The sequence below is a fragment of the Actinokineospora auranticolor genome (assembly GCF_002934265.1).
GTDB classification, from domain to species: Bacteria; Actinomycetota; Actinomycetes; order Mycobacteriales; family Pseudonocardiaceae; genus Actinokineospora; species Actinokineospora auranticolor.
This window is the reverse complement of record NZ_PTIX01000007.1, coordinates 1-18,659: the sequence shown is the minus strand read 5'-3', so window position 1 is coordinate 18,659 and position 18,659 is coordinate 1. Positions and strand designations below refer to the sequence as shown.

Here is an 18,659-nt window from a genome sequence, read left to right as displayed (position 1 = left end):
CGAGACTTCGTGGCGAGCAACCGCCAACCCAGCAGCGAGCGAGGTGGGATGTCCACACAAGACAACCGGTTCGGCCTGACGACGGCGACCGCGTTGATCGTCGGCAGCATCATCGGCGTCGGGGTGTTCAACCTGCCCACGTCGCTCGCCGCGTACGGGCCGATCAGCCTGGTCTCGATGGCGCTCACCACGGTGGGCGCGCTCGCCCTGGCGCTGCTGTTCGCCGCCCTGTCGCGGCGGATGCCCGCGGGCGGCGGACCGTACGCCTACACCAGGGTGGCGTTCGGGAACCGGCTAGGCTTCGCGAACGCCTGGTCGTACTGGATCACGGCGTGGGCGGGCAACGCGGCGATCGCGGTCGGGTGGGTGCTCTACGTGGAGCACTTCGTGAACACCGGTCACAACAAGGTGTTCTCCGTCGTGTTGGTGCTCGTCGGGCTCTGGCTCCCGGCCGCGGTGAACCTGACCGGGGTGCGGAACATGGGCTGGGTCCAGGTGGTGACGACCGCGTTGAAGTTCGCGGCGCTGGCGTTCATGTCGGTGGTGGGCCTGTTCTTCGTCAAGGCGGCCAACTTCACGCCCGCGAACGTCAGCGGTGAGACCACCTGGACCGCGATCGGCGGCGGCATGGCCATCGCGCTGTTCAGCTACCTCGGCGTCGAGACGGCGGCCGTGGCGGCGGGCAAGGTGCGCGACCCGGATCGCAACATCCCGCGCGCCACCGTGATCGCGACCGTCGCCACGGCCGTGGTGTACCTGCTCTCGCTGGTCGCGGTGTTCGGGATCCTGCCCAACGAACGACTCCAGGGCGCGAACGCGCCGTTCTCGGACGCGGCCAACGAGATCTTCGGCGGTACGTGGGCCGGGCACGTGATGGCGGCGGCGGTGGTCGTGTCCGGGTTCGGCGCGCTCACCGGGTGGACCATGATCTGCGCGGAGATGCCGTTGGCGGCGGCGAAGGACGGCCTGTTCCCGGCTCGGTTCGCGCGGATGTCGCCGAAGGGCGTGCCCGCGTTCGGGATCGTGTCCTCGACCGTGCTCGCGTCGGTGGCGGTGGTGGTGAACTACCTCGGGTCCGCCGGTGAAACCGTGTTCACGACGCTGGTGCTGATGACCGGCATCACCGCCGCGATCCCGTACGCCTTCTCGGCGCTGGCGCAGATCAAGTGGCGCCTGCGCGATCGGCAGCGGCACCAGACGCGGCGGCTCGCGCTGGACCTCGCGGTCGCGGTGCCGGCACTCGTGTTCTCCTTCCTGTTCATCTGGTACTCGCGCAACACCGGCCAACCGCCGCTCGTGTACTGGGCGCCGTTCCTGCTGGCCGGGATCACCCTGGTGATCGGCATCCCCGTCTACACCGCGCAGCGCCACCGCCTGACCCGCCCCGACCCGGTGCCGGACCACCGGTGAAGAATCCACAGAGGAGAGACATGCGGATAGTGATCGCGTTGGGCGGCAACGCCCTGCTGCGCCGTGGTGAGCCGATGACCACCGCGGCGCAGCGCCGCAACACCCGGATCGCGGCGGCGGCCATCGCGCCGCTGGCCGCCCGGCACAGCGTCGTCGTGGTGCACGGCAACGGACCGCAGGTCGGGCTGTTGTCCCTGCAGTCCGAGGCGTACCAGGGCGCCGAGCCGTACCCGCTGGACGTGCTCGACGCGGGCACCCAGGGCATGATCGGGTACCTGGTGCAGCAGGAGCTGCGCGGGCTGCTGCCGGCCGACAAGCAGGTGGCCACGCTGCTGACGATGGTCACCGTCGACCCCGCCGACCCGGCGTTCGCCAAGCCGACCAAGTTCGTCGGCCCCGGTTACGACCGCGCCACCGCCGACTCCCTGACCACCGACAAGGGCTGGACCTTCGCCCGCGACGGCGAGTCGTGGCGGCGGGTCGTGCCGTCGCCCCGGCCGCAGCGGATCCTGGAGATCCAGCCGATCACCTGGCTGCTGGAGCACCACGCGGTGGTGATCTGCGCGGGCGGCGGCGGAATCCCGACCACGCACCCGGCCTCGGGGTCGCGGGCGCTGGAAGGGGTGGAGGCGGTCATCGACAAGGACCTCGCGGCGGACCTGCTGGCCGAGCAGGTGGGGGCCGACCTGCTCGTCATGGCGACCGATGTGGACGGTGTGTACCTGGACTGGGACAAGCCGACCCGCGAGCGGCTCGACCACGTCACACCGGGCGAGCTGGCGAAGCACTCGTTCGCGGCGGGCTCGATGGGGCCGAAGGTCGACGCGGCCGTCGGGTTCGTGGCCAGGACGGGCAAGCGCGCGGCGATCGGGTCGCTCGACGACCTGGCCGGGATCGTGGCGGGCACCGCGGGCACGACCGTCACCGCGTTGGAGGGCCGATGACCGACACCCTGACACCCCTCTGGCACACCCTCACCCCGGAGCAGGCGCTGCGGTCGCAGAACGTCAACGCCCGCTCCGGCCTGAGTTCCGCGGACGTGGCCGAGCGCACCCGACAACACGGCCCGAACACCCTCGGCGAGGGCAAGGCGGAGCCCCGGTGGCGCGCTTTCCTGCGCCAGTACGCCGATCCGATGCAGATCGTGCTGCTGGTCGCGGGCGCGGTGAGCGTGTACCCGTTGTCGCAGGGCGGAACCGGGCTCCTGCTGATCCTGCTGACGCTGCTCAACGCCGTGCTCGGCCTGCGCCAGGAGGGCAAGGCCGCGGCGGCCGTCGCGGCCTTGCAGAAGATGATGATCGTCAAGGCGGCCGTGCGGCGGGACGGGATCCTGTCGGAGGTGCCCGCGGCGGAGCTGGTGCCGGGTGACGTGGTGAGCGTCGAGGCCGGCGACGTTATCCCGGCCGACGGGCGGCTGCTGCGCGCGGCGACGCTGGAGGTGGCGGAGTCCGCGCTGACCGGGGAGTCGTTGCCGGTCGCCAAGGGCACCGACCCGGTCAGCGGGCCGGACACGCCGCTGGGCGACCGGGTCGACATGGTGTACATGAACACCAACGTCACCCGCGGGTCCGGGGAGTTCGTGGTCACCTCGACCGGGCAGTCGACCGAGGTGGGCCACATCTCGACCATGCTGCGCGCAGGCGCGGCGGCCAAGACGCCGCTGACCCGGCAGCTGGACCGGTTGACCGGGCAGATCCTGTGGATCGCGGCGGCGGCGCTGGTGGTGTCGATGGTGCTGAACCTGGCCCGGGGCAACACGTTCACCGCCGTGTTCAACGCCGCCGTCGCGTTCTCCATCTCCGCGATCCCGACCGGCCTCCCGGCCGTGGTGACCACGATCCTGGCGTGGGGCACCGAACGGCTGGCCAAGGCAGGCGCGATCATGAAGCAGCTGCGCTCGACCGAGACGCTCGGCTCGACGTCGGCGATCAACTCGGACAAGACGGGAACGCTGACGCTGAACCAGATGACCGCCGTACAGCTGGTCGTCCTGGGCCGGAAGTACACAGTGGAGGGTTCGGGCTACGAGGCGCACGGGCGGATCACCCGCGTGGCGGGCAAGCCCGAGGTGCCGCTGGACCAGTTCCTGATGCCGATGGTCCTGGCCTCCGACGCGGTGATCACCGACGGCGAGCTGGTCGGCGACCCGACCGAGGGCGCGCTGGTGGCGTTGGCGGCCAAGGGCGGGGTGGACGCCGCGCGGACGCGGGAGGAGTACCCGAGGGTCGCGGAGCTGCCGTTCGACGCCGCGTACAAGCTCATGGCCACCTTCCACCGCATGCGTGACGAGTGGGGCCGGGAGGTGATCCGGTGCTTCGTGAAGGGCGCCCCGGACAAGCTGCTGGCCCGCGCGGCCACCGTGCTCGACGCCGATTCCGGCCCGGTACCCGCCGATGACGAGTTCACCCAGCGCTACCTGGCGGAGAACCAGGCGTTGGGCGAGCAGGGTCTGCGGGTGCTGGCGACCGCGCGCAAGGACTTCGACCCGAACCGCTTCGACGCGGGTGGGGACCTGCTGGGCCTGCTCGACGGGCTGGAGATGCTGGCGCTCGTCGGCATCGTCGACCCGCCGCGCCCCACGGCCAAGGCGTCGATCGAGGCGGCGAAGGCGGCGGGCATCCGGGTCCGGATGATCACCGGCGACCACGCCGCCACCGCCACCGCCATCGCCTCCCGCCTCGGCATCGACGGCGACGTGACCACCGGCGCCGAGTTCGACGCGATGGACGACGACGAGGCCCTGAACCGCGTCGACGACATCGGCGTGCTGGCCCGCGTGACCCCGGAGAACAAGGTACGACTCGTAGAACTGTTGCGCCGCAAGGGCCACATCGTCGCGATGACCGGCGACGGCGTGAACGACGCCCCCGCGTTGAAGAAGGCGGACATCGGCGTGGCGATGGGCATCACCGGCACCGAGGTGACGAAGGAAGCCGCGGTCATGGTCCTGACCGACGACAACTTCTCGACCATCGTCCGAGCCGTCGAACTGGGCCGCGGCCTCTACGACAACCTGGTGCGCTACCTGCGCTACCAGATGGGCACGCTGTTCGGCTTCATCTTCTCGTTCCTCGGCGCCAGCGTGGTAGGCGTCCTCGGCGGCGTCCCCTTCCTGCCCCTGCAAACCCTCTGGGTCAACTTCACCACCGGCGTCTTCCAGTCCATCGGCCTCGGCTACGGCACCCCCGCCCCGGACCTGATGCGCCGCCGCCCCCGTCCACCCGACGAACCGATCCTCCCGCGCCCCTTGCTGACCCGACTCGTCGGAGTGGGCCTGATCATGGCCATCGGCACCCTCGCCGTCATCGCCTGGACCCCGGTCCCCGACGACGTGGCCCGCACGATGGGCCTGGTGACGTTCTCGCTGTTCAACCTGTTCTTCTCGATGACCACCAAGGACGAGACCCGCACGGTCTTCACCCTGGACACCTTCGCCGACAAACCCTTCGCCATCGCCACCGCCGCCTCGTTCGCCAGCCTGGTCCTGGCCACGGTGTTCAACCCCCTCCAAGCATTTCTGCGAACCGCCCAACTCACCCTCCCCCAATGGCTCCTCTGCACGGCGGTGGCGCTGTCGGTCGTGGTCCTGTCGGAGATCCGGAAGGCCTTCGCCCGCCGCTCAGCACCGGCGCGGTGAGCCGGTGGAAGACACGTCTGTCCACAGCGAGCGCGACGAGGACGGACACCACCTGCGCCCCGGCCCACCCCAACGCGACCGCGGTCAAGCCGTGGTGCGCGGTCAAGACGACGGCGACCACGACCAGCAGCGCGTTGACCCCGTTCACCGCCACGAAGGCGACCTTGCGGTTCTGGGCGATCAGAGCGGCGTCGATGACGTACGCGGTGGCGCTGACCAGCGCGCCAACCGCCAGCACGCGGGTCGCCGTGGTCGCGGCCACGTACTCCGGGCCGAAGACGGACAGCAGCACCGGCGCGATCGCGACCAGCACCACGACACCGGGCGTCAACAGGGCGAACACCGCCTTCATGGCCTTGCGGCGCCGAGCCGCGAGGCCGCCCGGGTCCCGCGCGGCGTGGGCGAACAGCGCCTGGCTGACCGCCGACGGGATGAAGTTGAGGAAGCCGACCAGCAGGAAGGCCATGGACAGCCACGCGGTCGTCTGGGCCCCGAGCACGCCCAGCACGAGGATGGGCACGACGGTCGAGGGGATGACGCCGAAGACGTTGCCCAGGTAGCTCGCGCTGGAGAACGACAGGTGTTCACGCCGCAGTCGCACGTCGCGCCAGCGCGTCCGCTCGCCCGGGAGGAGCCGCCACAACCGCACCAGGGCCAGCGCCGCCGCGACCGCCGCCCCCAGTGCGTAGGAGGCGGTCAACCCGACCACTCCGAGCCCCGCGACGGCGACCAGCGCGACGAGCTTGACCAGTCCCCCCGCGATGCTCTTGGTCAGGACCTTGGCGGCGGCTTTCCTGGCGAGCAGTCCGCTGTCCAGCACCGCACTGACCGCGGAGACGACCACCAGCCCCAGCACCGCCGCCGCGAGCGCCGGGGACTCGACCAGCCCGCCGAGGAACAGCACACCACCGCCCACCGCCCCGCCGACGACCAGCACGGCGAGCACCATGGCCAGCAGCAACTCCCGGCGGTGCCGCGCCGCGGGCAGGAACCGGGCGATCGCGTACGGCAGTCCCAGCGTGGCGAAGGCCGTCAGCAGGGTGGCCGAAGCGACCGCTGCCGAGAACCGGCCCACGTCGGCGCTCGGGTAGAGCCGCGCCGCCAACGTCCAGAACGCGAAGCCGAACAGCGACAGCGCGACCGTGTTGGCGAACAGGTGCGCCGAGTCGCGCAGCATGCCGTCGCGCGGCGGGAGTTCGCCCAGCGCCGCGATGGTGCGCGCGGCGATCTCGGGCCAGCCGGTGCCGTGCGCGGCCGCCGCGGCGGACATCCCGGCGACGGCCGACGGGTCGAGGCGGGCGAAGCGGGCGAGCGCGGCGGCGAGCCCGGGGCGCGACCCGGCCGGGTAGCGCAGCACGGCCCCGTCGGGCAGGTCCGCCAGCGCGGGAAGGTCCGGGACGATCAGCGGTTTGCCGTACCCGAGGGACAGCAACGCGCTCCCGCTGGTGGTGACCCGCCGGAACGGCAGCACCACCGCGTCGGCGGCGGCCATCAACTCGGCCACCTCGTCGTCGGGAACGCGGGCCAACCGCAGCCGCGTGCCCGGTCCGGCCGCGGCCTCGACGCGGGCCCGCAGCGCGGGGTCCACGCACTCCCCCGCCACCACCACGTCGACGTCGCGGAGCCCGGACGCCACTGCGAGCAGGTCCTCCACGCCCTTGTACTCGGAGACGGCACCGAAGAACAGCAGGGTCCGCCGGTCCCGGGTCGCGTCCGGCGCGGCGGCGGGCGCTCCCAGGTCGAACGGCCCGTGTGGGATGACGGTCGACCGGCGCGGCGTGATCCCGAGGTCGGCCAAGGCCGCGATCGTGGCTTCGTTGTGGGCGATCACGAGGTCGCACGAGCGCACGAGCGCGGCTCTCGCGGCGGCGTCGTCGAGGAACACCGGCTCGTGCGGCAGCACGTTGTGCGCCGTCCACACCAGACGCGTGCCGAGCAGTCGGGCCAGCCCCAAGCACAGCCGGAACCACGCCTCGCACAACCGCCGGGCCCACCCGCGGTCGCCGACGACCGGCAGCCGGAACGGGTACACCCAGTGCAGGTGCACCACCCGAACCCCACGCAGCCTGCCGACGAGGAGGTCAAGCGGCAGCAACAGGAGGTTCAGGGTGTGCGACGGAGTCCGTTGTCCCGCGTAGGAAACGGACACCCCGTGGTCGGCCATGGCGCCGTACAGCAGCGATTGGTAGGGGTTGCGGTCGCGGGGGAAGGCGAGGACCTTCACCGCTTCCTCCCCACCTCGGCGAGCACACCGAGGCCGTAGAGCACGTGTCCGGCGAGCAGCAGGTGCAGCGGGATCGGCGCGGACCGGTTGCGCCAGGCCGGGATCAGCAGCAGCGCCGGGTACCAGCGGAACCGCAGGGCCAGCGGGAGACCCAGCAGGAACAGCGGCCACAGCAGGGCGACCGGGTCGTTGCGCAGCAGGCCGCGGCGGCGGGCGCGGTGCTTGCGGTAGAGCCGGGCGCGCGCCTTGCCGTAGAGGTACGAGCGGCGCAGTTGGCGGCGGGTGGTGCCCCAGTCGTGCTCGACCACGGCGTCGGGGGCGTACCGGATGCGGCGGCCCGCGTCCCGCACCCGCCAGGAGAAGTCCACGTCCGAGCCGTACTCGAACGCCTCGTCGAACCCGCCGATCTCGTCGAACACCTCGCGGCGGAAGGCGAGGTTGATGGTCGGGCACTCGTCGAGGTAGCGGGGTTTCGCGTCCGCGTGCGGGTAGTAGTCGACGGTGTCGCTCGGCGCGGTGGCCACACCCGCGACTACGGCCTCGGCGCCGGACAGGATCGGGTCGACCAGGGTTGCCAACCAGCCCGCTCGCGGGCGGCAGCCGGAGTCGGTGAACACCACGGTGTCCCCCGTCGCCGCGCGCACCCCGGCGTTGCGCTGGTGCGGGATGGACACGCGGACGCCGTCGGGGCGGGTGAAGGGCACCCAGCGCACGCCCGTGTGGGCGTCGCGGATGTCGTCGAGCCGACCCGCGGAGGCGTCGACGACGACCACCTCGCAGGGCTGGTCGACGGTGTCGATCTCGGCGCGCAGGTCGCCGAGGGTGTCGTCGAGCGCCCGCTCGTCCTTGCTGATCACGACGATGGAGATCACCGGTGGAACACCTCCGAGGACCCGTTGGAATAAACGGTGTTGAAGTGGTCGTTGAGGAACGCCGCGGGGAAGCCGTAGCAGGCGTAGTAGCCCTCGGCGACGCCCCGCGCGCGTCCGGTGAGGGTGTTGGTGGCGCTCGCGTAGACCCAGGCGTCGCGGTCGACGGTGCGCGGCGTGACGTCGAGCATCAGTCCGCGCACACCGCCACCGTGCACGGCGAGCAGGCGCAGTTGGGCGTAGCGGTCGGCGTAGACGAGATCGTCCCGACCGCGGTTGGCGTTGACCCAGGCCGCGGCGGCCAGTTCCGGAGTGGTCATGGCGAACCGCTCGACGTCCTCACCGCGCGCGGTGGTGTTGGCCTGCCGCGGTCCACCCAGGACGATCGCGGACAAGCCGCTGTTGGTGAACGCCAGAAGCGCCACCGCCGCGAGGGTGAGGGCGGAGGGCGTCCGCCGCCAACGCCCGCTGAGGCGCTGTCCCACCCAGGCGAGCGGGACCGCGACCACGGCAAGCGCTTGCAGCAGGGCCCGTTCCTGGTTGTAGGCCTGCGCGGCGGTTCCGCTGAAGCGGACCGCGACGAGCACGACCAGCAGTGCCACCGCGAGCGCCGCCAGCGTCCGCGTCCCGTCCGCGTCCCGCCGCCACAACAGCAGGAGCGCGCCGATCCCCGCCACGATGTTGACCGCCTGCTGCACGAGCAACCGGCCCAGCGACGCCACGCCGGTGAGCGCGGAGGCCCCGGGAGCGGTGGGCGCGGAGTCGACGAGGGTGTAGGTCGGGTCGTCGGCCGCGGCCAGCGGTCGCACGTAGGGCCGGTCGTCGCGGTACCGCTCGGCCGCGAGGTCGCCGTACGTCCGGGCGTCGACCGCCTTGGGCCCGCTGCCGCGCAGGTAGGCGGAGACCAGGCTCTCGCCGTCAGTGCGGCCGGGGAGCACGTCGAGGCCCTCGCGCCCGATGGAGTCGCCGAAGCGCAGCAGGTTGTCCCCGGAGTGGGTGATCGGCCCGTACCAGAGGGCCGCCGCGACACCGGTCGCGACGAACGCCACGACCACGGCGGCGGTGTACCGGGGTCCGCCGCGCAGCCGGGAAACGAGCCACTGCACGGCGATCGCCAAGCCGGTCGCGGTGACGACCAGGTACGCGGTCGAGTAGTGGGACACCACCACCGCGGGCCCGCACAACGACACCACGGCGAGCCGCGGGCCGCGGGGCAAGTCGTGGTCCAAGACCGCCGCGACCAGCACGACGAAAACCAGCAGCGCGATCTCCTGGCGTCCCAGCGCGGGCATCTGCTGGGCGAAGTTCTGCTGCGCCACCACGAGCGCGGCGGCGCAGAACGCCCAGCGGCGGGTGAGGAAGCGCCGGGCGACGGCGAACACGGCGACCGGGAACAACGCGAACAGCGCCGGGTAGACGACGGAGAGCACCGCGGCAGGCGGCAGGCCGGTCAGGTTGTGCAGCAGGGCCGGGAGCACCGACGTGCTCAGCATCGCCCCGTAGGCGTCGCCCCGGTGGTCCAGGTGCCACACGCCGTTGCGCAGCACCGAGTCCGCGATGCCGTACTCGCCCGCGATGTCGAACCCGTAGACGAGGTCACCGCGCAGGGCGAAGGCCAGCATGCTCGCCAGGGCGACCGCGTAGAGCGCGGCAGCGAGCCGCGCTCCGGTCCACCGAGCGGACATGACCACACCGACGAGCACCAGTGCCACCACGGCGACGACGCCGAGGACCGCCACCGCGTCACCGCGGCCGTGGTCCAGGCGCAGCGCCCCGGCCACCGCGACCAGCACGACGGCGAGGAAGCCGAGTTCCGCCCAGCCTGGGAGCAGCGGTCGCCAGTCCCAGGAGTCCGCGGGGGCGCGGCGCAGGTCGACCCCCACCAGCGCCAGGCAGACGAGGGTGAGCGCGACCGCGACCGGTACCGGCCGCAGGGGCTGGTCCACACCGATCAGCGGACCGAGCAGGTTGACCGGCAGTCCGGCGCCGTACAGCACGACCAACGACGCGACCGGCACGTAGACCGGCAACCGGGACACCGCGGCGGACGGCAGCCGGATCGCGCGCAGCAGCAGAACCCCGGGCACCACCAGCACGAGCACGACGACCAGCAGCCGCGCGGGCCACAGCCCCCGCAGCGCGACCAGCACGTCCATCGCCGCGATCCAGGCCAGTGGTGTGCGGGCGGTCGGGCGGAGCGCGGCCACCGGTGTCGTAGCCGCGATGGGCGCGGTCCGGGTGCTCATATCGGCCGCCCGGTGACCCAGGCCCGCCACAGCCCGGAGAGCAGCCCGACGTTCTCGGCGGTCTCCTGCGCCACACGCACGTACGGATCCGCCAGCGACTCGAGCGCGCCGGTCTCGACCGCGTCACGCACACCCCTGGGGTGCAGCAGTTGCGGCACCAGCAGTGCACAGGCCGCGGCGGCCGGGATGCCGCGCCGGGCGGCCACCGCGACCGCGGCCAAGAGGAGCACCGGCCCGGGGAACACCGTCGGCAGACCGGAACGCCACTTGTCGAACATGCGCGCCGAGCCCCAGCCGTAGGCGCGGCTGCGGCGCAGCACGTCGTGCAGTTCGGTGACGAAGCGGTGGTCGACGACCGGGTGCTCGCTGACCGCGATGCGCCCGCCCGCGGCCCGCAGTCGCATGCACAGGTCGACTTCCTCACCGCCGAAGCGGAACGCCTCGTCGAAGCCGTGCACCGCGGCCACCGCGTCGGCGCGGAACGACATGTTGGCCCCGACCAGGGAGAACACCCGGCGCAGTTCGGTCGGTTCGGCGCGCCGCCACTGCCGCTGGGCGTAGAGGCGCAGGCGGTGCGCGAAACCGTCCCCGAGCGCCAGCGCCTCGTCGAGCGGTTCGAGGGGGTTGTGCCTGCGGTGGAAGCCGAGCAGGTAGCCCGGCTCGCCCGTGGGCCGGACCCGGCCGCCGACGCCGACGACGTCGTCGTCCACTTCGGACCAGACCTGGGCGATCCCGGCCAGCCAGGTGGGGTGCGGTTCGCAGTCGTCGTCGACGAACGCGATGATCGAGCCGGTGCTGGCCGCGATGCCGCTGTTGCGCGCCGCGGCCACACCGCGGTTGACCGGGTGCCGGACCAGTCCGACCCCGTGCGCGCGGGCGACGTCGCCCGTGCTATCGGTGGAGCCGTCGTCGACCACGGTGATCTGCGCGGGGCGCGCGGTCTGGGCGGCGAGGGCGGTCAGGCAGCGGTCCACGCCCTCGGCGCCGTTGAGCGAGCAGAGCACGACGGAGATGTCAGGCCGCACAGCCGCTCCCGGTGCGCGCGGGCGCCGAGGCGCGGTACACAGCGAGGGTCCGCGCGACGACGTCGGCCAGGCAGGGCCCTTCGCCCGCGCGGGTCCGACCGACGTGGGGGTCGGTGGTGCCCAGGAAGCGGACGAGCACGTCCGCCATGGCCCCGGGGTCGCGCGGCGGGAACAGCCACGGCGAGCCGGTGAACTGCTCGGCCAGCCCGCCGACGTCGGAGGCCAGTACCGGGGTGCCGAACGCGTCGGCCAGCCCGGCGACACCGCTCTGCTCGATGCGGCGGTAGGGCAGCAGAACCGCCGCGGCCACCCGGAACCAGCCCGCGACATCGGCGTCCGGCACGTAGTCGGTGAACACGACCCGGTCGTCCAAGCCCGCGCGGGTGATGGCCGCGCGGACGCGGAGCAGGTGCAGGTGGTCGCGGGCCTCCAGCACCCGGAAGGCGCCCCGGCGCGGGCGGACCCGGCCCGCGACGACGAGCCGGACACCGCGGAGGGCAGCCGGGTCGGCGCGGTGCGCGGCGGCTAGTGCCCGGACGGTGTCGTCGAGCCCCTTGTCCACGTGGATGAACCCGAAAGCCAGCAGGACGCGGTCCGCGCCGAGGCCGAACCGCGCCCGCAGGTCGGCCGGGGAGGTGACCTCGGCGGGCCGGTGCACGGGGTGGCGGACCAGCGTGCCGCCCAGGTGGTCGAGCGCGGACAGTCGGCGCAGCGCGGCCGCCGTGTGGACGATGACCTGGTCGGCGGCGCGCAGGACCCGCCGGTAGAGCGACCTCCCGAGCGGGCCGAGGGTCGCGGTGTCCCGGGTGACCTCGTGCAGCGTCACCACGAGCTTGGCGGGCAACGCGCGCAGCGCGGGCAGGACCCGCAGCAGCGCGGGGATCCGGGTGCCGAAGGCGGCGACCGCGAACTGGACGTGCACCACATCGGGGGCCCAGGCGCGGGCGGCGGACAGCGCGGCGCGGACCGAGTCCAGCGTGCCGAATACCTCGCCGGGCAGCACGGGTCCGTCACCCCGGACCGCGAGCACGCGGACCTCGTGCCCGGCCCGGACGAACTCCCCCGCGAGCGCCTGGGCGTAGTCACCGATGCCGTCCTTGGCGGGCGGGTACGGACCAACCAGCAGGATCTTCACGCCAGCACCGCCTTCGCCGCCACATCGGCCGTCGCGTCCCACCCGAACTGCTCGACCCAGTCCTCCACGACCCCGGTGCGCGGCTCGGCCAACGCCGCCGCGATGGCGTCGGCGAACGCGCCCGGGGTCGCCGCGCACACCCGACCGCGAGCCGAGCGGCGCACCAGGTGCCTGGCCAGGTTGTCCGGCGCGTCCGTGGTCACCACGGGCATGCCGCAGGCCAGCGCCTCCAGCACGGCCACCCCGAAGCCCTCGCGGGCCGACGGCGCGGCGAACACCTTGGCGCCCTTCATCAACCCGTACAGCTGTTCCTGCCCGGCGACGTCGTGGCGGAACCGGACCGCGGACCCCAGGCCCAGTTCCCGGGCCTTGGCGGCCAGGTTCTCCCGCTCCGGACCGTCACCGATCACCAGGCAGGTCACGGCCCGGCCGCGGTCGCGCAGCCGGGCGACGGCGTCGAGCAGCAGGTCGACCCGCTTGTGCTCCATCAACCGGCCGACGACGACGATGTCGGCGCGGGTCGCGGCGGGGGACGCGGCGCGGACCAGGTCCAGGTCGATCCCGTTCGGCGCCACCACCACGTCCGCCCCGGCCCCCAGGACCGCCCGCAGCCGGTCGGCGGTATGCGCGGAGGCGGCCAGGATCGTGTCGGGCAGCCGCATCGCCAACCGCTCGACGCACCAGGCGACGGTGCCCAGCCGCCCGAGGTAGGCCCGCCAGTAGTCGTCGCCCCACACCTCGTGCCACGTGACGACCAGCCGGGTGCGGCGCAGCGCGGCCACCACCTTGCAGGCGAACACCGGCAGGTACGGCATGTGGTCGGCCTCGATGACGTCGAACCGGTGCCGCAGCAGGCCAAGGCACGCGAAGGCGAACACCAGCGCTTGGCGGATCGAGCGCCGGGCGCCCTTGTACATCGGGATGGTGCGGCACAGCGCGTGGTAGGTGACGCCGTCGCGGCGGATGGTCGGGGGCCCGTCCCACCAGTGCATGGTGAACACGTGGACGTCGCCGCGGGCGGCCAGCCGCTTGGCCAGCTCGTGGTACCGGATCTCCTTGCCACCGCGGCTGTAGGGGTGGATCGCGTCGGTCACCAGCGCGATGACCTTCTTGCCGCTCATCGTTCCCCCTGCGGGCACGGGGCGAGGAAGTCGATGGACCGCGCCGGGACGGCGACGCGGACCTCGACGCGGGCGTGCGACGGGCAGGTGAGCGCGACCGAGACCGGCACGGTGACCCCGGTCCCGGCGGGCACCGTGCGCTCGCCGTCCGCGATGACCTCGACGCGCTCGCCGTCGCGCAGGACGACCGACCACGGGTAGGTGGTGTCGGTGCCCTCGTGGTTGTGGATGGCGAAGGTGGAGTCGACCAGGCCCCCGGTGGCCGCGAGCCGCGTGCCGAGCCGGTCCGGGTCGACGAAGGCGAGTTCGGTGTAGGCGGGCTCGTCCGCGACCAGTCCCGCGGCGCGCAGCAGCGGACCCGCGATCCCGCCCTGCGCGGCCGCGGCCAGCAGCACGACGACGGCGGCGCCGGAGACCAGCGGGACCACTCCGCGCCTGGGCCGGGTGGTGCTCGTGCGCGGGCCGCTCATCCGGTCACCCGCACGGCGCGAACGACGTCCTTGTCGTGCCGACCACCGCGGACAGGCAGGTCGACGACCGACTCCGGGTACCGGTGCGCGGTGACGACCGGGCGCGGGGCGACGCGCACGCGGGCGAGGATGCGCAGGCACGCGACGCCGTCCCGCCAGTCGATCTTCTTGCCCTGGGCGTGCGAGCGGCTGTGGTAGCTGATCGGCACCTCGAACGGGCGCAGGCCGAGGCGGAGCAGGCGGGCGGTCAGTTCGGTGTCGAGCCCGAAGCCCGTCTCCGAGAGGTCGAGTTGGCGCACCAGCGACAGCGGCACCAGCTTGAAGCAGGTGTGCAGGTCGCTGACCGACGAGTCGAACAGGACGTTGGCGGCCAGGGTGAGCAGCCGGTTGCCCAGCGCGTAGCGGTAGGACTGGTAGACGGTGTTGACGCCGAAAAGCCTTGTGCCGTAGACGATGTCGCACCGGTCCGCGAGCACGGGCTCGAGCAGCCGGGGGATGTCGGTCGGCGAGTACTCGTGGTCGGCGTCGAACGGCAGCACGTGGGTGCCGGTGGCCACCGCGACCGCGGACATCAGCGCCGCGCCCTTGCCGAGGTTGCGGGGGTGCCGGAGCACGGTCAGCCGCGGGTCGTCGATGTCGGCCAGCCGCCGCGCGGTCTCGTCGGTGCTGCCGTCGTCCACCGCGATCACCTCGACCGGGCAGGGGAAGTCGGCGGCCAGCAGCCCGGACACCACGTGCGCCGCGGTGCGTTCCTCGTTGTACGCGGGCACCAGGATCGAGAGGCGCACCGGCTCGTCCCCGGAGAACACCCGACCACCCGCGGAGAAGTCGCCTGCGGGCGGCCGCTCGGGGTTCACCGAGGTGGCGAACGGCTCCGACCGGGTCGACGGCACACCGACGACAGGGCGCATCACAACCATTGTTCCAGACCTTTCGGTGCACATTTCCGGCATGAGCCGAAACCCACCTCGGGGTCGCCACGCCTGTGCGGAGGCGGCCCGACCGGCCGCCCTGACGCGAGCTACATCGCCACCCCCGCACCGCCCGTTTCGCGGTCGTTTCTAACGAAGTGTCATGCGCGAGCACGAAGCGTGATCACTTGACCGCCCATTGCCGCGCCCGACTGGGCCGAACGAGCTAATCCACTTGCATCCATCCAGGGGAACGTTGGCGATTCACCATGCGAATTCGTGTTGATCACCGTCGGGCGGTTAACGAACACACCGCACGGCTCGATGGGTAATCCCCGCAGCCACAGATGATCCACAAAAGTGATTCGGACTACACCCCGAAGAATCGAACGAGGTTCACCTCCGTGCGAGGCGGAAGAGGTGAAGCGGTTTCGACAATTGCCCGATCGCCCCTTCAGAATCGTTCGAAGCGGAACGGCGCCAGGGTCGCGGTGTGGTCTTGGCCGAGGAGTTCGTCGGCCACCAGGGTGGCGGCGTGCAGGCTCAGGGTGGCGCCGCTGTGGGATACGGCGAAGTGGAAGTTCGGTAGGGCGCGGGCCCGGCCGAGGACGGGGAGGCCGTCGCCCGGGATGGGGCGCTCGCCGACCCTGGTGCTCTCCACGGTGGCCGACTTGAGCGCCGGGTAGAGGGCGCGGCCCGCCGCCAGGACGGCGGCGAGGGTGTCTTCGTCCAGGTCGCGGCGGGCGTGGGTGTGGCCGGGGCCGGTGTCGAGGTCGCGGGCGGCGGCGTCGAGGGACCGGGTGTGCAGCAGGAGCCGACCGGCGCCGTCGGGGCGGAGGTGGATGTCGGGCGCGTGGATGACCCGCGAGACGGCGACCGCGACGGGGGAGGTGTAGACGAGCGCGCCGAGCGTGTTGCGCATGGCCAGCTTCAGGCCCGCCAACTCCGCGACCCGCGCGGCGCTCGGGCCCGCGCAGTTGACCACGGCGTCCACGGGAACGCGGCGGCCGGAGGTGAGCAGCACGGTGGTGATGGCGTCGCCCTCGACGCCGAACCCGGCCGCCGCGTCGTCGCGGACGAGTTCGGCGCCGCGGGAGATGGCGGTGGACAGCAGGTACCCGACCAGGCGGGTGGGTTCGATCCAGCCCTCGCGGGGGAAGTAGGCGATCTCGTCGTCCGGGAGCCGGTCGGGGTTGAGGTCGGGTTCGAGGCGCAGGACCTCGACGCGGTCGAGCCAGCGGGCCTCGTAGCCGAAGTCGAGCACCTCGGCGACCTTGCGCCGCAGCGCCGCGCGGCCCGGCTCGTCGGCGGCCCACTCCAGGTTGCCCCCTTCGTGGTACCAGTCGCTGTGCGGGACGTCGGCGGCCAGGCGCCGGTGCGCGGCCATCCCGGCGACGCTGAGGTCGTGGTACGACCTCGGTTTCTTGCCGCAGGAGTTGGTCCACGAGAAGGTCGCGCCGGACGTGCCGCCCGCGGGGGCGCCCGCCTCGACGACCGTCGTGCCCACCCCGCGCACCGCCAGTTCGGCGGCCACGGCGGCACCGTAGACCCCCGCCCCGACGACGACCACTCGCCTCGCCATGTGCGTCCTCCCTACCGTTGTCCCGCAAGCACATCGCGCCCACCAGCCCGGCACCATCACCCGAACGTGGGACAGCGGAAGGAAAAACGGGCGACCACGCCCCACCCGTGTGCCTAAGGTGGCTGACGTGCCTACGGAGCAGACCTGGGACCACGCCGAGTTCGTCTACTCGATGCGACAGGAGGAGATCTGGAGCCACGAGACCGCGCACCGCTACGACACCCCGGGCACCGGGATGTTCGCCCCGGAAGTGCTGGGCCCGACGGTCGACCGGCTGGTGCGGCTGGCCGACGGCGGACCGGCCCTGGAGCTGGCCATCGGCACCGGCCGCGTCGCCATCCCGCTGGCCGAGCGGGGTGTGCCGGTCACCGGCATCGAGCTGTCCGCCGGGATGATCGCCCGGCTGCGGGAGAAGGTCGACGAGACGGTGATCCCGGTGGTGCGCGGCGACATGGCCACGACCACGGCGCCGGGCCGGTTCTCCCTGGTGTACCTGGTGTTCAACACGATCGGGAACCTGCTCACCCAGCCCGAGCAGGTGGCCTGCTTCCGCAACGCGGCCAGGCACCTGCTGCCGGGCGGGCGGTTCGTCATCGAACTGGGCGTGCCGGACCTGCGGCTGCTGCCGCCGGGGCAGCGGGCGGTGGTGTGGAAGTGCGAGCCGGACTACCTCGGCGTCGACACCTACGACGTGGTGCGCCAGCACCTGATCTCGCACCACCACACCGACGGGCGGATCGCCCGCAGCCCGCACCGCTACGTCTGGCCCGCGGAGCTGGACCTGATGGCCGAGCTGGCCGGGATGCGGCTGGAGTCGCGGTCGGCTGACTGGACCGGTGCGGAATTCACGGAGGACTCCGGCTCCCACGTCTCGGTCTACCGCCTGCCCGCCTGATGTCCGGCAGGTTGTGCACAGGCTTGATCGTCTTCGGCCGGAACTGTCGGTGCGCGCCGGTAGAATGGATAGTGGGGGCCCGAGGCATCGGTTTGATCATCGCCGGGTCACGGTGGTAGTTGAGGCGGCCTGATCGGGGTGCCGTGAACACGCCTTCCCCGTTGTCCACAGGCATGATCGTCTTCGGTCGGGACTGTCGGTGCTCGTCGCTAGGCTGGATAGTGGGGGCCGGAGGCGTGCGTTGATCATCTTGTGGCCCGCGGGGTGCCGGTTGGCGGCGTGGTTGGGTTGATCGGTCCGGCTGTTCGCGGAAAAGATGCGCGGCCTCGTTTGGGCGAACTTGCTTTGCGCGGGGCCCCTACGAGCCTGCGGTGGGGAAGAGCGGTGGGAATGGGCAAGCCCACCCCACCCGCAGGACAGCTTGGCAGGCCCGTCCCCCCACGCAAAGCAAGTCCACCCAATCAAGGCGTGTGGCAGGGGCGCGTTGCGTTCGGAGGGGGTTGGGATCCTGCGGCGGTTTCGAGGCGGGTCCGGTGCGGCCACGTTGCGGTGTGCGGGGCCTGGGATCCCGCGGCGGTTTCGGGGTGGGTCCGGTAGGGCCGTCTTGGGTTGGGTGGGGGCTGGGATCCTGCGGCGGTTTCGAGGTGGCTGGAGGCGTCCCCCGACACCTCTTCAGGAAGGCAGGGTGTCGGTCCACTCGCCGGTGATGGTGAAGTCGTGTTCCCGGTCCGTGCTCATGATCGCCCCGTTGGCGGTGACGAACACCGAGGTCCGGTTCACCCGTCCCGTGGTGGGCCGACCACCGGCCGCCGGTTGTCAGGGAGGGGGCCCTGCCTGCCGTTGACGGGGCCCAGCTACCGCACGTCCGTCAGCGCCTCGAAGGCGGCGGCGCGGACACCCGGCTTTGCGCGAAGGAAACCCACGACCCGCTCCAGCCGCGCCACCCGGTCGGGCCCCGCCGCCTCCGCGGTGCGCTTGGCGGTCAACACCTTGAGGTCGACCCCGAACTCGGCCTTGCGCTTGCCCCCGTAGCCCGGACTGGGGTGCCTCGAAGTCTCCGGACAGCGGCTAAACAACGGTCGGTATCGCTGACTTTCGAGCGTGGTATGCGTGGTGCACTTCTCGTGGCGTGCG

Annotated in this window: 14 protein-coding genes; 4 read left to right on the top strand and 10 right to left on the bottom strand. The window is 72.3% G+C overall.

Annotation, left to right across the window (positions count from 1 at the left end):
* Nucleotides 1–48: 48 nt before the first annotated feature.
* From CLV40_RS14765 to CLV40_RS14755, 3 genes are read left to right on the top strand one after another with little or no spacing between them, the layout of a single operon-like run.
* Entirely contained in the window at nucleotides 49–1,410 is a 1,362-nt protein-coding gene (locus CLV40_RS14765; protein WP_104479481.1) for an APC family permease, read from the top strand.
* Nucleotides 1,411–1,430: 20 nt separating this feature from the next.
* Nucleotides 1,431–2,354: a carbamate kinase gene (gene arcC, locus CLV40_RS14760; protein ID WP_104479480.1), complete on the top strand. Its 924-nt coding sequence runs from the start codon at nucleotides 1,431–1,433 to the stop codon at nucleotides 2,352–2,354.
* Nucleotides 2,351–5,047 carry a cation-translocating P-type ATPase gene (locus CLV40_RS14755; protein WP_219823984.1) on the top strand — a complete coding sequence of 899 codons (2,697 nt, stop codon included), beginning with the start codon at nucleotides 2,351–2,353 and terminating at the stop codon, nucleotides 5,045–5,047. The genes arcC and CLV40_RS14755 overlap by 4 nt, the downstream gene beginning before the upstream one ends.
* Here the strand turns inward: CLV40_RS14755 and CLV40_RS14750 are convergent.
* The 9 genes from CLV40_RS14750 to CLV40_RS14710 all read right to left on the bottom strand — a co-directional run bounded on the left by CLV40_RS14750 (nucleotide 4,944) and on the right by CLV40_RS14710 (nucleotide 16,630).
* Nucleotides 4,944–7,271 carry a glycosyltransferase gene (locus tag CLV40_RS14750; RefSeq protein ID WP_104479479.1) on the bottom strand — a complete coding sequence of 776 codons (2,328 nt, stop codon included), beginning with the start codon at nucleotides 7,269–7,271 and terminating at the stop codon, nucleotides 4,944–4,946. The genes CLV40_RS14755 and CLV40_RS14750 overlap by 104 nt on opposite strands.
* Complete coding sequence (locus CLV40_RS14745) at nucleotides 7,268–8,143, bottom strand: glycosyltransferase family 2 protein (RefSeq protein ID WP_104479478.1); 876 nt, start codon at nucleotides 8,141–8,143, stop codon at nucleotides 7,268–7,270. The genes CLV40_RS14750 and CLV40_RS14745 overlap by 4 nt, the downstream gene beginning before the upstream one ends.
* Complete coding sequence (locus CLV40_RS14740) at nucleotides 8,140–10,386, bottom strand: hypothetical protein (protein WP_146108036.1); 2,247 nt, start codon at nucleotides 10,384–10,386, stop codon at nucleotides 8,140–8,142. The genes CLV40_RS14745 and CLV40_RS14740 overlap by 4 nt, the downstream gene beginning before the upstream one ends.
* A complete protein-coding gene (locus tag CLV40_RS14735; RefSeq protein ID WP_181043514.1) occupies nucleotides 10,383–11,411 on the bottom strand; it encodes a glycosyltransferase family 2 protein in 1,029 nt (342 codons plus the stop codon). Before CLV40_RS14735 ends, CLV40_RS14740 begins: the two co-directional genes overlap by 4 nt.
* Entirely contained in the window at nucleotides 11,401–12,546 is a 1,146-nt protein-coding gene (locus CLV40_RS14730; protein ID WP_181043513.1) for a glycosyltransferase, read from the bottom strand. Before CLV40_RS14730 ends, CLV40_RS14735 begins: the two co-directional genes overlap by 11 nt.
* On the bottom strand, nucleotides 12,543–13,667 hold the full coding sequence (locus CLV40_RS14725; protein WP_104479474.1) for a glycosyltransferase: 1,125 nt from the start codon (nucleotides 13,665–13,667) through the stop codon (nucleotides 12,543–12,545). Before CLV40_RS14725 ends, CLV40_RS14730 begins: the two co-directional genes overlap by 4 nt.
* Nucleotides 13,664–14,137, bottom strand: a complete 474-nt coding sequence (locus tag CLV40_RS14720) for a hypothetical protein (RefSeq protein ID WP_146108035.1) — start codon at nucleotides 14,135–14,137, stop codon at nucleotides 13,664–13,666. Before CLV40_RS14720 ends, CLV40_RS14725 begins: the two co-directional genes overlap by 4 nt.
* Nucleotides 14,134–15,048: a glycosyltransferase family 2 protein gene (locus CLV40_RS14715; protein ID WP_181043512.1), complete on the bottom strand. Its 915-nt coding sequence runs from the start codon at nucleotides 15,046–15,048 to the stop codon at nucleotides 14,134–14,136. Before CLV40_RS14715 ends, CLV40_RS14720 begins: the two co-directional genes overlap by 4 nt.
* 454 nt (nucleotides 15,049–15,502) lie before the next feature.
* Nucleotides 15,503–16,630, bottom strand: a complete 1,128-nt coding sequence (locus tag CLV40_RS14710; RefSeq protein WP_104479472.1) for an NAD(P)/FAD-dependent oxidoreductase — start codon at nucleotides 16,628–16,630, stop codon at nucleotides 15,503–15,505.
* 235 nt (nucleotides 16,631–16,865) lie between these two features.
* Here CLV40_RS14710 and CLV40_RS14705 point away from each other — a divergent pair, with 235 nt between their 5' ends.
* Nucleotides 16,866–17,525 (top strand): class I SAM-dependent methyltransferase, encoded by a 660-nt coding sequence (locus tag CLV40_RS14705; RefSeq protein WP_374066566.1) that lies wholly within the window; start codon nucleotides 16,866–16,868, stop codon nucleotides 17,523–17,525.
* A gap of 854 nt (nucleotides 17,526–18,379) precedes the next feature.
* Here the strand turns inward: CLV40_RS14705 and CLV40_RS38920 are convergent.
* A partial coding sequence (locus tag CLV40_RS38920; protein WP_425428237.1) for a DUF7019 family protein occupies nucleotides 18,380–18,659 on the bottom strand: 280 nt, incomplete at its 5' end.